Origin of the sequence: Mycobacterium sp. E3298, assembly GCF_001666895.1 — a bacterium.
GTDB lineage: Bacteria > Actinomycetota > Actinomycetes > Mycobacteriales > Mycobacteriaceae > Mycobacterium.
This window is the reverse complement of sequence record NZ_LZJB01000458.1, coordinates 1-14,686: the sequence shown is the minus strand read 5'-3', so window position 1 is coordinate 14,686 and position 14,686 is coordinate 1. Positions and strand designations below refer to the sequence as shown.

The window sequence follows — 14,686 nt, the reverse complement described above, 5'->3', positions numbered from 1 at the left end:
CTGCCCGACCGGGAGCGGGGGAGGCGGCACGGTCCTGGGCGGGGGACCGGGCGGGCGGGGCGCCGGCGTGCTGGTCGGCGGTTGCAGACGGTCCCGCAGGAATTCGTCGCGCTCGTTCATGGGCTCCTCGGGTGCCAGGCGATCGAGCGGCGTTCGGGTGGTTGTCCGGCGCCAGTGATAAGCGCCACGGCCCAACCACCGACGCCGGATGCGGACCAGTACCGGTCCAGTATCTCCTCCGTGGCTCGCAATGCCATCGTGCAAACTTAGCAGCGCTTACTGCACTGCGGCCTCTGTCGCTCTGGCCGCTCCCTGAGCACGATCATGCGCGCAGGCTGCCACGCGCCACCCGCACCGGCGGTCGACGCCAGCAAACTTCAACGGGCGCCCCACCCGCCACACCGGACCGCCGGGATCCGGGCGGCTGTGACGGAAATTGCAAACCCGAAACAGCACGTCGGCGCCGCTGCGGCGCCTCCGCCGCCGAGAAATTTACGGCGCTGCCAGGTGACGGTTAGACTTGACGAAGTTGGCATGTCAGCCGGGTATTGTCATATCGTTTTACGACTTGTCGAGACCGGTTTCCAGGCCACCGTTCAGCGCTGCACGGACGCATCCCTAACAGGATCATCTCCGCCTGGGGGACAGCCTATCGAGACAAGACCGAGGGGTCACAGCCCGCAACCTTCGGGTGCGATCTCATCGGAGCAGCCGTCAACGGCCGCTCGCAACGTTCAGGTGAAGGGTCAGGTGCATATGACGCCCAAGCGCGTCGGGTTATACAACCCCGCGTTCGAGCACGATTCGTGCGGGGTAGCCATGGTCGTCGATATGCACGGCCGTCGTAGCCGCGACATCGTGGACAAGGCAATCACCGCGCTGCTCAACCTCGAACACCGCGGTGCTCAGGGCGCCGAGCCGCGCAGCGGTGACGGGGCCGGCATCCTGATCCAGGTTCCGGATGCGTTCTTGCGTGAGGTCGTCGACTTCGAACTCCCCGAGCCGGGCAGCTATGCCACCGGCATCGCCTTCCTGCCCCAGTCGTCGAAGGACGCCGCGGCGGCCTGCGACGCGGTCGAGAAGATCGCCGAGGCCGAGGGCCTGACGGTGCTCGGCTGGCGCAACGTGCCCATCGACGACTCCTCGCTGGGGGCGCTGTCCCGTGACGCGATGCCCACCTTCCGGCAGGTGTTCATGGCCGGCGCTTCCGACATGACGCTCGAGCGCCGCTGCTACCTGGTTCGGAAGCGCGCCGAGCACGAACTCGGCACCAAGGGACCGGGCCAGGACGGTCCCGGGCGCGAAACCGTTTATTTCCCAAGCCTTTCCGGTCAGACCATGGTCTACAAGGGGATGCTGACCACCCCGCAGCTCAAGGCGTTCTATCTTGACCTGCAAGACGATCGGATGACCAGCGCGCTGGGCATCGTGCACTCGCGGTTCTCCACCAACACCTTCCCGTCGTGGCCGCTGGCCCACCCGTTCCGTCGCGTCGCCCACAACGGTGAGATCAACACCGTCACCGGCAACGAGAACTGGATGCGGGCCCGTGAGGCGTTGATCAAGACCGAGATCTTCGGCACGGAAGCCGATGTCGAGAAGCTGTTCCCGATCTGTACCCCGGGCGCCTCCGACACCGCACGCTTCGACGAGGCGCTCGAACTGCTGCACCTGGGCGGCCGCAGCCTGGCGCACGCGGTGCTGATGATGATCCCCGAGGCCTGGGAGCGCAACGAATCGATGGACCCGGCGCGTCGGGCGTTCTACGAGTACCACGCGTCGTTGATGGAGCCCTGGGACGGTCCCGCGTCGATCACCTTCACCGACGGCACCATCGTTGGCGCCGTTCTTGACCGAAATGGCTTGCGCCCCTCGCGGATCTGGGTCACCGACGACGGCTTGGTGGTGATGGCTTCCGAGGCGGGTGTCCTGGATCTGGACCCCGCCAAGGTGGTCCGCCGGATGCGGCTGCAGCCGGGCCGCATGTTCCTGGTGGACACCACCCAGGGCCGCATCGTCTCCGACGAGGAGATCAAGGCCGAGCTCGCCGCCGAGCACCCGTACCAGGAGTGGCTCGATAGGAACCTGGTTCCCCTCGAGAAGCTGCCGCAGGGCGATTACGTGCGGATGCCCCACGATCGACTTGTCAAGCGGCAGCTGGCTTTCGGCTACACCTACGAGGAGCTCAACCTCCTGGTGTCGCCCATGGTGCGCACCGGCGCAGAGCCGATCGGCTCGATGGGCACCGACACCCCGGTCGCGGTGCTCTCGCAGCGTCCGCGGATGCTCTACGACTACTTCCAGCAGCTCTTCGCCCAGGTGACCAACCCGCCGCTGGACGCCATCCGCGAGGAGGTGGTGACCAGTTTGCAGGGCACCACCGGCGGGGAGCGCGACCTGCTGACGCCGACCGAGCACTCGTGTCACCAGATCGCTTTGCAGCAGCCGATTCTGCGCAACCACGAGCTGGCCAAGCTGGTCAACCTCAACCCCGACGACGAAGTCAACGGGCGTCCGCATGGCATGCGGTCCAAAGTGATTCGCTGCCTGTACCCGGTCGCCGAGGGCGGCGCGGGGCTGGCCGCGGCGCTGGACGACGTGCGCGCACAGGCGTCGGCGGCGATCGAGGACGGTGCGCGGGTCATCATCCTGTCCGACCGGGAGTCCAACGAGCAGATGGCGCCCATCCCGTCGCTGCTCGCCGTCGCCGGCGTGCACCACCACCTGGTGCGCGACCGGACACGCACCCACGTGGGCCTGGTCGTCGAGACCGGTGACGCCCGCGAGGTGCACCACATGGCGATGCTGATCGGGTGCGGGGCCGCGGCGATCAACCCCTACCTGGCGTTCGAGTCGATCGAGGACATGCTCGACCGCGGCGCGATCGACGGGATCGACCGCGAGAAGGCGCTGAACAATTACGTCAAGGCGGCCGGCAAGGGCGTGCTCAAAGTGATGTCCAAGATGGGCATTTCGACGCTCGCCTCTTACACCGGTGCACAGCTGTTCCAGGCGGTGGGCATCTCCGAGGACGTGCTCGACGAGTACTTCACCGGACTGAGCTGTCCGATCGGTGGTATCACCCTGGAGGACATCGCCGCCGACGTCGCGACGCGCCACCGGCTGGCCTACCTGGACCGCCGCGACGAGCGCGCGCACCGCGAGCTCGAGGTGGGCGGCGAATACCAGTGGCGCCGGGAGGGTGAGTACCACCTGTTCAATCCGGAGACGGTCTTCAAGCTGCAGCACTCGACCCGCACCGGTCAGTACAAGATCTTCAAGGACTACACCCGGCTGGTCGACGACCAGAGCGAGCGGATGGCCTCACTGCGTGGCCTGCTGAAGTTCCGCGGCGGTGTGCGTCCCCCGATTCCGCTGGAGGAGGTCGAGCCGGCGAGCGAGATCGTCAAGCGCTTCTCGACCGGGGCGATGAGCTACGGATCCATCTCGGCCGAAGCCCACGAGACGCTCGCCATCGCGATGAACCGGTTGGGTGGGCGATCCAACAGCGGTGAGGGCGGCGAGGACGTCAAGCGTTTCGACCGCGATCCCAACGGGGATTGGCGCCGCAGCGCGATCAAGCAGGTCGCGTCCGCACGGTTCGGCGTGACCTCGCACTACCTGACGAATTGCACCGACATCCAGATCAAGATGGCCCAGGGCGCCAAACCCGGTGAGGGCGGCCAGCTTCCGGGGCACAAGGTGTATCCGTGGGTCGCCGAGGTCCGGCACTCCACGCCCGGCGTCGGCCTGATCTCTCCGCCGCCGCACCACGACATCTACTCCATCGAGGACCTCGCGCAGCTGATCCACGACCTGAAGAACGCCAACCCGTCCGCGCGGGTGCACGTCAAGCTGGTCTCCGAGAACGGGGTGGGCACGGTTGCGGCCGGCGTTTCCAAGGCGCACGCCGACGTGGTGTTGATCTCGGGCCACGACGGCGGCACCGGCGCGACGCCGCTGACGTCGATGAAGCACGCCGGCGCGCCCTGGGAGCTCGGTCTGGCCGAGACGCAACAGACCCTGCTGCTCAACGGGTTACGCGACCGGATCGTGGTCCAGGTGGACGGCCAGCTCAAGACGGGCCGCGACGTGATGATCGCCGCGCTGCTGGGCGCCGAGGAATTCGGCTTCGCCACCGCGCCGCTGGTGGTGGCCGGCTGCATCATGATGCGGGTGTGCCACCTGGACACCTGCCCGGTCGGCGTCGCCACCCAGAACCCGCTGCTGCGGGAGCGGTTCACCGGTAAGCCGGAGTTCGTCGAGAACTTCTTCATGTTCATCGCCGAAGAGGTGCGGGAGTACATGGCGCAGTTGGGTTTCCGCACCCTCAACGAGGCCGTCGGCCAGGTGGGGGCGCTGGACACCACGCTGGCGCGGGCGCACTGGAAGGCGCACAAGCTGGACCTCACGCCGGTGCTGCACGAGCCCGAGTCGGCGTTCATGAACCAGGACCTGTACTGCAGCTCGCGGCAGGATCACGGTCTGGACAAGGCGCTGGATCAGCAGTTGATCGTGATGAGCCGGGAGGCGCTCGATTCCGGCAAGCCGGTGCGTTTCTCCACCACGATCAGCAACGTCAACCGCACGGTGGGCACCATGCTCGGCCACGAGGTGACGAAAGCCTATGGCGGCCAGGGCCTTCCGGATGGAACCATCGACATAACGTTCGACGGCTCCGCCGGCAACAGCTTTGGGGCATTCGTCCCGAAGGGAATCACCCTGCGCGTCTACGGCGATGCCAACGACTACGTCGGCAAGGGCCTGTCCGGTGGCCGGATTGTGGTGCGGCCGTCGGACAACGCCCCGCAGGACTATGTGGCCGAAGACAACATCATCGGCGGCAACGTGATCCTGTTCGGCGCGACCAGCGGGGAGGCATTCCTGCGCGGAGTGGTCGGCGAACGGTTCGCGGTCCGCAACTCGGGTGCCCACGCGGTGGTCGAAGGTGTGGGTGACCATGGATGCGAATACATGACGGGTGGTCGGGTAGTGATTCTGGGCCGCACTGGCCGCAACTTCGCCGCGGGAATGTCCGGCGGCGTGGCCTACGTATATGACCCGGACGAGGAATTGCCGGACAATCTCAACATCGAGATGGTGGACATGGAGGCGCTGGACTCCGACGATGCCGAGTTCCTGCACGGGATAATCCGGGCGCACGTGGATGCCACCGATTCCGCGGTGGGCCAGCGGATCCTGGCCGACTGGCGCGGTCAACAGCGCCACTTCGTCAAGGTGATGCCGCGCGATTACAAGAAGGTGCTGCAGGCGATCGCCGAAGCCGAGCGCGACGGCATCGACGTGGACAAGGCGATCATGGCGGCCGCGCATGGCTGATCCGAGCGGCTTCCTGAAGTACACCCACCGGGAACTGCCGAAGCGTCGGCCTGTCCCCCTGCGGTTGAAGGACTGGCACGAGGTCTACGAAGACTTCGACGAAGGCACCCTGCGCGAGCAGGCGACCCGTTGCATGGATTGCGGTATTCCGTTCTGCCACAACGGCTGTCCATTGGGAAACCTGATCCCCGAATGGAACGACCTGGTGCGCACGGGCCGGTGGCGCGACGCGATCGAGCGGCTGCACGCCACCAACAACTTCCCGGACTTCACCGGCAGGCTGTGCCCGGCGCCGTGTGAACCGGCCTGTGTGCTCGGCATCAATCAGGATCCGGTGACTATCAAGCAGATCGAGCTGGAGATCATCGACCGCGCCTTCGAAGAAGGCTTCGTCGAGCCGCTGCCCCCGGACAAGCTGACCGGGAAGAAGGTCGCGGTGGTGGGCTCGGGCCCGGCCGGTTTGGCCGCCGCCCAGCAATTGACCCGCGCCGGCCACACGGTCACCGTGTTCGAGCGGGCTGACCGCATCGGCGGCCTGCTGCGATACGGCATCCCGGAATTCAAGATGGAGAAGCGCGTCCTCGACCGGCGCCTGGACCAGATGCGCGCCGAGGGGACCGAGTTCCGCGCCGGTGTGAACGTCGGGGTCGACATCACCGCCGAACAGCTGCGCGCCGACTTCGATGCGGTGGTGCTGGCCGGTGGTGCGACCGCCGCGCGGGACCTGCCCGTCCCCGGTCGGGACCTGGACGGAATCCACCAGGCGATGGAGTACCTGCCGTGGGGCAACCGGGTGCAGGAGGGCGATGACGTCCTCGGGCCCGACGGGGAGCCCCCGATCACCGCCAAGGGCAAGAAGGTCGTCATCATCGGCGGCGGCGACACCGGCGCGGACTGCCTGGGCACCGCGCACCGCCAGGGTGCCACCGTCGTGCACCAGTTCGAGATCATGCCGCGCCCGCCGGAGTCTCGGGCCGAATCGACCCCGTGGCCGACTTACCCCTTGATGTACCGGGTTTCGTCGGCGCACGAAGAGGGTGGCGAGCGGGTGTTCTCGGTGAACACCGAGCAGTTCGTGGGCGAGGATGGCCGCGTGACGGCGCTCAAAGCCCACGAAGTCACCATGCAGGATGGCAAGTTCGTCAAGGTCGAGGGCTCGGACTTCGAGCTCGAGGCCGACTTGGTGCTGCTGGCGATGGGCTTCGTCGGACCGGAGCGGGAGGGCCTGCTCACCGACCTCGAAGTCAAGCTCACCGATCGCGGCAACGTCGCGCGTGGCGCCGACTTCGACACGTCGGTACCGGGCGTGTTCGTCGCCGGGGACATGGGCCGCGGCCAGTCGCTGATCGTCTGGGCGATAGCTGAGGGCAGGGCCGCGGCCGCGGCCGTGGACCGCTACCTGATGGGTGTGACCGCCCTTCCCGCGCCGGTCAAGCCGACCGCAGTACCGCTCCAGTAGTCACAGAAGTCACATCAGAAACACACGTCCCAAAATCGGCGAGTCTGCCACCGTTTGCCAGGCGGCGGGTGTCTAATAACCCGTTGTGGGCTTCGTCACACGGGCGAGTGATCGGGGCTCCGGCGGAACGGAACGATCGCAGGAGTGATCACTGTGCACATCAATCCAGTACCTCGATCACGGATGGGGCGAATCGCCTGGTCCTGGTTTCGTCACCCGGTGAAGAGCCGCGAGTTCCCTGCCAAACACGAGCGCCTGGTCACCGCCGCCGAATTACTGATCTTCGGGGCATAGCCGCCCCGCCGCGCGCCTCCGAGTGCGACGCGGGGGTTTGCTCGACGGAGCAAACGGGGGACATGTTCGGCACACCGCGAAGGTCCCCGGTACCGGTGTTGATCAGCTCAGCAATCCCGAATCGCGAATGACCTCGGCCAGCGGTTCCAGGACGCTCGGGTCGTGGGGCGGGTTGATGTAGACGATGCCCAGGTCGAGTCCCTCGGCCGCCAGCCCGGCCGCCTCCTCGACGACCTGCTGGTAGTTGCGCTGCTCGTCCAGGCGCAGGTGCGCCGACAACATGATCTCCTTCGGATCGCGCCCGATCTTCTCGCACTCCGCGGCGAGCACGTCGCGCTTGCGCGCGAACACCTCGGGCGGGCCGCCGACGAAGTTCCAGTGCTGCGCGTAGCGGGCGGTGATCGGCAGCGTCCGTTTCTCCCCGCTGCCGCCGATGCAGATCGGCGGGTGCGGGCGCTGGACGCCCTTGGGTTCGTTGCGCGCGCCCTTGAGCTGGTAGTACTTGCCGTCGAAGTCCGTGGTGTCCTGACTGAGCAGGCTGGTCAGCACCTGGCACGCCTCCTCGAATCGATCGAAACGTTCCCGGATGCTGCCCAGCTCGATGCCGTAGGCGCCTGACTCTTCCTCGTTCCAGCCGGCTCCGATGCCCAGCTCGAGCCGTCCGTTCGAGATGATGTCGAGTGCGGCGGCCATGTTGGCCAGCACGGCGGGGTGGCGGTAGTGAATGCCCGTCACCAGCGTGCCCAGCCGCAACCGTTTGGTGGCCTGCGCCAGCGCGGTCAGCGTCGTCCAGCCCTCCAGGCAGGGCCCGCTGCTGTCGGAGAAAATCGGGTAGAAGTGGTCGAAGGTCCACCCGGACTCGTAAACGTCGATGTCGTCGGCGGCCTGCCAGACGGCGAGCATGTCGGCCCAGGTGGTGTTTTGCGGGGAGGTCTTGAAGGCGAATCGCATGGAATCGACGTTAGTCGATCTTTATGAAGGGCAACTAAACTCAGGCTCGCGATGAATTACTCCCTCGGGCTCGACACCAAGATCACGCTGCTGGCGGCCGGGCTGATCTTTCTGCTCGCGCTGGTCCTCGGGGTTTGGAAGTACCGGCAGATCATGACGGCCGACGACCACCGCGCCCATCCCTACGTCGACATCGCACACCGGGCGGCGTTGCTCTACTCGTTTGCGACGCTGCTGCTGGCGGTCTTCGTCGAGCTGAGCGCGTGGCCGGCGTGGCTCAACCTGGCCGCGGCCGGCGTGGTCGTCTTCTTTTTCGTCGGCGCCATCCTCAGCTACATCGGGCACGGGGCGCGGCGCGACACCGTCAACCAGTTCGAGAACCCCGTCCCCGGCACCGGGGTGATGATGGCGTTGCTCATCGCCGGCGAGATCGGGGGCTTCGGCGTCCTGCTCGCCGGATTCATCGCCGGGCAGTTCCGGTGACCCGGACGGCTTTGGCGGTGACCTGCGTCGCCCGGCTCCGCCGCGCTTGCAGTCACCACGCAGGCACACTGGAGTCATGGATCCCGTAGAGGCCTTGCGGCAGATCGCCTACTACAAGGACCGCAGCCGCCACGACCCGCGGCGCGTGATGGCGTATCGCAACGCCGCCGACATCATCGAGGGGCTCGACGACGCGGCGCGCGAGCGGCACGGCCAAGCCAACAGCTGGCAGTCGCTGCCCGGCATCGGTCCCAAGACCGCGAAGGTCATCGACCAGGCCTGGTGCGGCAGCGAGCCCGACCTGCTGGCCGAATTACGTTCGGCCGCAGAGGATCTCGGTGGCGGGGACATCCGGGCGGCGTTGCGGGGCGATCTGCATCTGCATTCGAACTGGTCGGACGGGTCGGCACCGATCGACGAGATGATGGCGACTGCGTCCGCGCTCGGGCACGAGTATTGCGCGCTGACCGACCACTCGCCGCGGCTGACCATCGCCAACGGGCTGTCGCCCCAGCGCCTGCGTGCGCAGCTCGATGTCATCGACAAGCTGCGTGACCAGTTCGCGCCGATGCGCATCCTCACCGGGATCGAGGTCGACATCCTCGAGGACGGCAGCCTGGACCAGGAGCCCGAGCTGCTCGAGCGGCTCGACGTGGTCGTGGCCAGCGTGCATTCCAAGCTGTCGATGGACGCCTCGGCGATGACGCGGCGCATGGTGCGCGCCGTTTCGAATCCGCACGCCGACGTGCTGGGCCATTGCACGGGCCGGCTGGTATCGGGCAACCGGGGCATCCGTCCGCAATCGAAGTTCGACGCGGAAGCGGTCTTCACCGCCTGCCGCGATCACGGCACCGCGGTGGAGATCAACTCGCGACCCGAACGCCGGGACCCGCCGACCGCGCTGCTCAAGCTGGCGCTCGAAATCGGCTGCGTGTTCAGCATCGACACCGACGCGCACGCGCCGGGCCAATTGGACTTCCTCGGCTACGGCGCGCAGCGTGCGCTGGACGTGGGCGTGCCCGTCGACCGGATCGTCAACACCTGGCCGGCCGACAAGCTGCTGGAGTGGACCGGCTCGAATTGAGACGGCCGCTCAGACCCGCACCGGTTCGGCGTGCTCGGGAACCGGTTCTTCGCTGCGGGCGGCGCTCTGCAATAGATTCGCGGCGGCCACGGTGGCGCAGGTCGCGGCCGGGATGAGCAACGCGTAACCCCCCAATCGCGCGCCGAACACGATCCCGGCCACGCCGCCCCCGAGGAACAGCAGGAGGGTGGTCGCTAGGATCGCGGCTTTCCATCTATCGACTCCGTGCCGTCGACTGCGGCCGAGGATCAGCCCGAGGTCGGTGACGGTTCCGGTGAAGTGCGTGGTGCGGATCGCCATTCCGCGGAAGCTCGATGTCATCGCGTTCTGCAGGCCGAGGGCCGCGGCGGCGAACAGCGCCTGCACCGCGGTCTGCTCGACGCCCAGGGCGTTGATCTGCGCCTTGACGACGGTCTCCTCGACACCGGCCGCGGCGAGCACGAGCAACACTGCCTCGAGGAAGAGCACAGCGGCGTGGCGTGGGCCCGCAAGGGCATCGGTGGACGCAAGGATCGCCCCGGCCACCGTCGCTCCCGCCAAGAAGCCCAAGAAGATCGCGGCGAGCACGTGCCCTTCGTAGAGCCAGGGGTTGGCCGTGTTCATGCCCAGCTGGGTGGTGATCGCCGTCAGGTTGCCGACGGGCAGCGCCAGGATCAAAAGCGCCACGGCGTTGACGAAGCCCGCGGACAAGGCGAGCAGCGCGCTGTAACCGAGCAGGAGACCTTCGCGGGTCAGGCCGCTGTCGCGGGCTTGGTGCGGCGGCGGCATCGGGTTCGGTCGCTCACTTTCGATGGTCGGGTTTTCGCCAGCCTAACCATCAGGCCGTCAGACTTGCGGCGCCGAGAGGCTGATTCAAATCAACCTCAAATCATCGAAATCGCTTGCGGCAGCGAATGATTGGTGAGAACGATCACAACCCGTCAGTCGGGAAGACGTGGCATCTCTGTACCCGGATCGTGGCCGACCAAAACCGCGGGTGTCAGCGCGGACCTGCCGTACCGATCACGCACCCGGTCGATCGCCGCGTCGATGGCGAGCCGGTTGTCGTGCTCATCGAACGGCAATGTCAGTTGCTGGGCGCCGCTGCGGTCGATCCCCGACACCGCGAACCCGACCAGCGTCAGCCCGCGCTGCGCGATGAGCGGAGCGGCCGACACGACCAGCCCCCGCGCGGCGGCCAGGATCGGCTGCGTCGAGGACGTCGCCCACGGCAGCGTCCGTGACCGCGTCGCCCGTCCGAAATCGTCGAACCGCAGGCGCAGCACCACCGTGCGGCCGGTACGCCCGGCGGCACGCATCCGGCGGGTGATGCGGTCGATCAGGTTGATCACCACCGCATCGATCTCAGCGGCCGACATGGTGTTGCCGGCGCGGCCGAGCGCCCGCTGCGCCCCGACGGACCGCCGCCGCACACCGGTGGTCACCCGGCGGCGGTCGATGTTGCGGGACAGCGCGAACAGCTGGCGCCCCATGGCGCCGCCCAGCAGCGAGGCCAGCGTCGACTCACTCAGCTCGGCCACGTCGGCGACGGTCACGAGCCCATGGGCGTGGAGTTTCTCGGCCGTCTTGGCGCCCACGCCCCACAGCCGCCGGACCGGCAACGGGTGCAGGAACGCGAGCTCCTGGTCCGGCGGCACCAACAGCAGCCCGTCGGGCTTGGCCTCCTGGCTGGCGACCTTGGCGAGAAACTTCGTCCGGGCGATGCCCACCGTGATCGGCAGGCCGACGCGGTCGCGCACGTCGGCGCGTAGCCTTCCGGCGATCTGTACCGGCGTTCCGGACACCCGGCGCAGGCCGCCGACGTCGAGAAACGCCTCGTCCACCGAGAGCGGCTCCACAATCGGTGTGCAGTCGCGAAACACCTCGAACACGGCGTCGCTGGCGCGGCTGTACGCGCTCATCCGGGGCGGGACGACCACGGCGTGCGGGCACAGCCGCCGCGCCTGGGCGCCGCCCATCGCCGTTCGCACGCCGTAGGCCTTGGCCTCGTAACTGGCGGCGAGCACGACCCCGCCGCCGACGATGATTGGGCGGCCACGCAGCGTCGGATCGTCGCGCTGCTCCACGGACGCGTAGAACGAATCCAGGTCCGCGTGCATGATGGACGCCTCACACCGCACGAACATATGTTCGCACGCGGGGGTGACGGGATGCGATGGTGGCGACCCGCTTCGCCCGGCTACGCCGCGCTTGCGATCGCCACCGATGCGATGGTGGCGACCCGCTTCGCCCGGCTACGCCGCGCTTGCGATCGACACTTAGCTGGATTCGCCGTAGATACTGGTCACCCAGATGTGGGTGAGGGTGTCGACCACCCGGTCCTCGTCGACCGCGGGCGTCTCGGCGGACAAAGCGGCCATCATGGTGCGCTCGTTCATCTGGTTCAGCGAGGTCGCCAGGTCCACGGCGGGAATGGTCTCGGGCGCGGCGCCGCGCACGCGTTCCGCGGCGATCATGGCCGCGGTCTGGTCGATCCACTTCTGCATGAAGCCCAACCACACCACGCGGAGCTCGGAGCTGGTCGCCAGCGCCTCGGTGGCGGCGCGGGCCAGCCGGCGGTGCGTGCTGAACGCCGTGAAGAACGCCTTGATGCCGTTTCGCCACACCCGTCGGGGGTCCTCCGGTAGCCGCTGCACCGCGCCGTCGAACTCCGAATCGGCGCGCGCGATCACCGGTTCCAGCAGCGACAACAGCACCGCTTCCTTGGACTTGAAATAGAAGTAGAACGTCGGCCGGGACAGGCCCGCACCCTTGGCGAGGTCGTCGACGGAGATGTCGGCGAACGACCGCACTTCCAGCAGCCGCGCGGCGGTCGCGAGAATCGCCTGCTCGCGGTCGTCGCCCGAGGGCCGGATGGCACGGCGGCCACGCAGGGCGCGGGTCTGGCCGGCGGTAGTCACGGCCGCTACTTTACACGGTGTCGAAAAATTCGACACCCTGTTGACTGTGTCGACGGACCGTTGATAACGTGACCCCATGACTGAGCACCTTGACGTGATCATCGTGGGCGCCGGCATCTCGGGCATCAGCGCGGCCTGGCATCTCCAGGACCGCTGCCCGACCAAGAGCTACGCGATCCTCGAACGCCGCGACGACCTGGGCGGCACCTGGGACCTGTTCAAATACCCGGGCATCCGGTCGGACTCGGACATGTTCACTCTCGGGTTCCGGTTCAAGCCCTGGCTCTCGGCGAAGTCGATCGCCGACGGCCCGGACATCAAGGCCTACGTCAAGGAGGCAGCGGTCGAGAACAAGATCGACCGGCACATTCGCTACCGCCAGCGCGTCTTGGCCGCCGACTGGTCCGACGCCGACAACCGCTGGACCCTGACCGTCGAGTCGGACGGCCAGGAGCGCGAAATGACTTGCTCGTTCCTGTTCGCGTGCACCGGCTACTACAACTACGACGAGGGGTATTCGCCCACCTTCCCCGGCGCCGACGACTTCGAGGGCCGGATCGTCCACCCGCAGCACTGGCCGGAGGACCTCGATTACCAGGGCAAGAAGATCATCGTCATCGGCTCGGGAGCCACGGCGATCACCCTGATCCCGGCGCTGGTGAACTCGGGCTCGGGCCACGTCACGATGCTGCAGCGCTCGCCGACCTATATCGGCTCGCTGCCCGGGGTGGACCCGTTCGCCGAACGCGCCAACCGGCTGCTTCCGGATCGCCTGGCGCACATCGCGAATCGGTGGAAAGCCATCGCATTCAGCACCTTCCAGTACCAGCTGTCTCGCAAGGCGCCCGCCTACATGCGCAAGACGTTGATGACGATGGCCAAGCGTCGCCTACCCGAGGGCTACGACGTCGAGAAGCATTTCGGGCCGCGGTACAACGTCTGGGATCAGCGGCTGTGCCTGGCGCCTGACGGCGACTTCTTCCGCACGATCCGGCATGGCAAGGCCGACGTGGTCACCGACACGATCGACCGGTTCACCAAGACGGGCATCAAACTCACCTCGGGTGAGGAGCTGCAGGCCGACATCATCATCACCGCAACGGGTTTGAACATGCAGCTGCTCGGCGGCGTGAAGCCCACCAGGAACGGTGAGCCGATCGAGCTGACGTCCTTGATGACGTACAAGGGCCTGATGTTTTCCGGTGTGCCGAATTTCGCGATCACCTTCGGCTACACCAACGCGTCGTGGACGCTCAAGGCCGACCTGGTCTCCGAATTCGTCTGCCGGTTGCTGAACTACATGGACGCCAACGGGTTTGACTTCGTGGAGCCGCAGCATCCCGGTGACGACGTCGACGAGCTGCCGTTCATGGACTTCAGCCCCGGCTACTTCCAGCGTGCGATGGACATGCTGCCCAAGTCGGGGTCGCGGGCGCCCTGGCGGCTCAAGCAGAACTACCTCTTCGACATGCGCACGATCCGGCGCGGCAAGGTTGCCGACGAGGGCCTGCGATTCGCGAAGAAGCGTGCGCCGGTTGCGGTTTAGGGTTTGACGACGACTATTCCGTCGTCGTCGCTGTAGGCGATCTCGCCGGGCACGAAGGTTACGCCGCCGAGCGCGATCTCGACATCGCGCTCACCGGCGCCCGTCTTGCTGCTCTTGCGGGGATTGGTGCCCAGCGCCTTGATGCCGATGTCGAGACCGCGCAGCGCGGCCGCGTCACGCACGGCACCGTTGACGATGAGGCCCGCCCAGCCGTTCGAGCGGGCCAGCTCGGCGATGACGTCTCCGACCAGCGCCGAGTGCAGGGAGCCGCCGCCGTCGATGACCAGTACCCCGCCCGCACCTGGCTGGGAGAGAACCGATTTCAGCAATGCGTTGTCTTCGAAGCAGCGCACCGTGCTGATGGCTCCGGCGAATTCGGACCGGCCACCGAACTGGCGGAACTGGACGTCGCAGCTGCGTACGTCGGGGCCGATGTCGTCGACGAGGTCGGCGGTTGGCTGGAATGACACGGTCACGTCTGACACCGTAGCGGCTCGGTGGCGGGTCAGCGGCGCCGCAGCTGCCGGATCAACAGGATCGCCAGGAGGCTGACCGCCAGGGCGACGATCAACGGCAGCCGGGACTGGGTCAGGACCTCCATCGGAGCGTCTGGCGATACCGGGTTGTTG

The 14,686-nt window shown here is 67.2% G+C and carries 10 protein-coding genes; 5 read left to right on the top strand and 5 right to left on the bottom strand.

From position 1 onward, the window contains the following. Positions 1-756: 756 nt before the first annotated feature. On the top strand, positions 757-5,340 hold the full coding sequence (gltB, locus tag A9X05_RS21305; protein ID WP_067783944.1) for a glutamate synthase large subunit: 4,584 nt from the start codon (positions 757-759) through the stop codon (positions 5,338-5,340). Beyond that, positions 5,333-6,799, top strand: coding sequence for a glutamate synthase subunit beta (locus tag A9X05_RS21300; protein WP_067751882.1), 1,467 nt, complete (start codon positions 5,333-5,335; stop codon positions 6,797-6,799). The genes gltB and A9X05_RS21300 overlap by 8 nt, the downstream gene beginning before the upstream one ends. 396 nt (positions 6,800-7,195) lie before the next feature. On the opposite strand, the gene A9X05_RS21295 is transcribed toward A9X05_RS21300, so the two are convergent. Continuing rightward, a complete protein-coding gene (locus A9X05_RS21295; protein WP_067783942.1) occupies positions 7,196-8,044 on the bottom strand; it encodes an LLM class F420-dependent oxidoreductase in 849 nt (282 codons plus the stop codon). Positions 8,045-8,095: 51 nt separating this feature from the next. On the opposite strand from A9X05_RS21295, the gene A9X05_RS21290 reads away from it, so the two are divergent. Next, on the top strand, positions 8,096-8,527 hold the full coding sequence (locus tag A9X05_RS21290; RefSeq protein WP_067751888.1) for a hypothetical protein: 432 nt from the start codon (positions 8,096-8,098) through the stop codon (positions 8,525-8,527). A 76-nt stretch (positions 8,528-8,603) separates the two neighbouring features. Then, a complete protein-coding gene (locus A9X05_RS21285; protein WP_067783941.1) occupies positions 8,604-9,611 on the top strand; it encodes a PHP domain-containing protein in 1,008 nt (335 codons plus the stop codon). Positions 9,612-9,620: 9 nt separating this feature from the next. Here the strand turns inward: A9X05_RS21285 and A9X05_RS21280 are convergent, their stop codons facing one another. From A9X05_RS21280 to A9X05_RS21270, 3 genes are all read right to left on the bottom strand, one after another. Next, a complete protein-coding gene (locus A9X05_RS21280) occupies positions 9,621-10,379 on the bottom strand; it encodes a YoaK family protein (RefSeq protein WP_067783939.1) in 759 nt (252 codons plus the stop codon). 152 nt (positions 10,380-10,531) lie between these two features. Next, positions 10,532-11,737 carry a DNA polymerase IV gene (gene dinB, locus A9X05_RS21275; protein WP_067783937.1) on the bottom strand — a complete coding sequence of 402 codons (1,206 nt, stop codon included), beginning with the start codon at positions 11,735-11,737 and terminating at the stop codon, positions 10,532-10,534. A 132-nt stretch (positions 11,738-11,869) separates the two neighbouring features. After that, complete coding sequence (locus tag A9X05_RS21270; RefSeq protein WP_067752131.1) at positions 11,870-12,511, bottom strand: TetR/AcrR family transcriptional regulator; 642 nt, start codon at positions 12,509-12,511, stop codon at positions 11,870-11,872. Positions 12,512-12,587: 76 nt separating this feature from the next. Between A9X05_RS21270 and A9X05_RS21265 the strand changes: the two genes are divergently transcribed. After that, the gene (locus A9X05_RS21265) at positions 12,588-14,057 is read left to right on the top strand and encodes an NAD(P)/FAD-dependent oxidoreductase (RefSeq protein WP_067752134.1); all 1,470 of its coding nucleotides are present in this window, start codon (positions 12,588-12,590) and stop codon (positions 14,055-14,057) included. On the opposite strand, the gene rraA is transcribed toward A9X05_RS21265, so the two are convergent. After that, positions 14,054-14,533, bottom strand: a complete 480-nt coding sequence (gene rraA / locus A9X05_RS21260) for a ribonuclease E activity regulator RraA (RefSeq protein ID WP_067752137.1) — start codon at positions 14,531-14,533, stop codon at positions 14,054-14,056. The two genes, A9X05_RS21265 and rraA, sit on opposite strands and share 4 nt — an antisense overlap. Between the last annotated feature and the right edge of the window lie 153 nt (positions 14,534-14,686).

Excerpts from the sequence above, each read along its gene's own strand:
- gltB (WP_067783944.1), top strand. The coding sequence starts at position 757 with ATGACGCCCAAGCGCGTCGGGTTATACAACCCCGCGTTCGAGCACGAT.
- A9X05_RS21300 (WP_067751882.1), top strand. The coding sequence starts at position 5,333 with ATGGCTGATCCGAGCGGCTTCCTGAAGTACACCCACCGGGAACTGCCG.
- A9X05_RS21295 (WP_067783942.1), bottom strand. The coding sequence starts at position 8,044 with ATGCGATTCGCCTTCAAGACCTCCCCGCAAAACACCACCTGGGCCGAC.
- A9X05_RS21290 (WP_067751888.1), top strand. The coding sequence starts at position 8,096 with ATGAATTACTCCCTCGGGCTCGACACCAAGATCACGCTGCTGGCGGCC.
- A9X05_RS21285 (WP_067783941.1), top strand. The coding sequence starts at position 8,604 with ATGGATCCCGTAGAGGCCTTGCGGCAGATCGCCTACTACAAGGACCGC.
- A9X05_RS21280 (WP_067783939.1), bottom strand. The coding sequence starts at position 10,379 with ATGCCGCCGCCGCACCAAGCCCGCGACAGCGGCCTGACCCGCGAAGGT.
- dinB (WP_067783937.1), bottom strand. The coding sequence starts at position 11,737 with ATGTTCGTGCGGTGTGAGGCGTCCATCATGCACGCGGACCTGGATTCG.
- A9X05_RS21265 (WP_067752134.1), top strand. The coding sequence starts at position 12,588 with ATGACTGAGCACCTTGACGTGATCATCGTGGGCGCCGGCATCTCGGGC.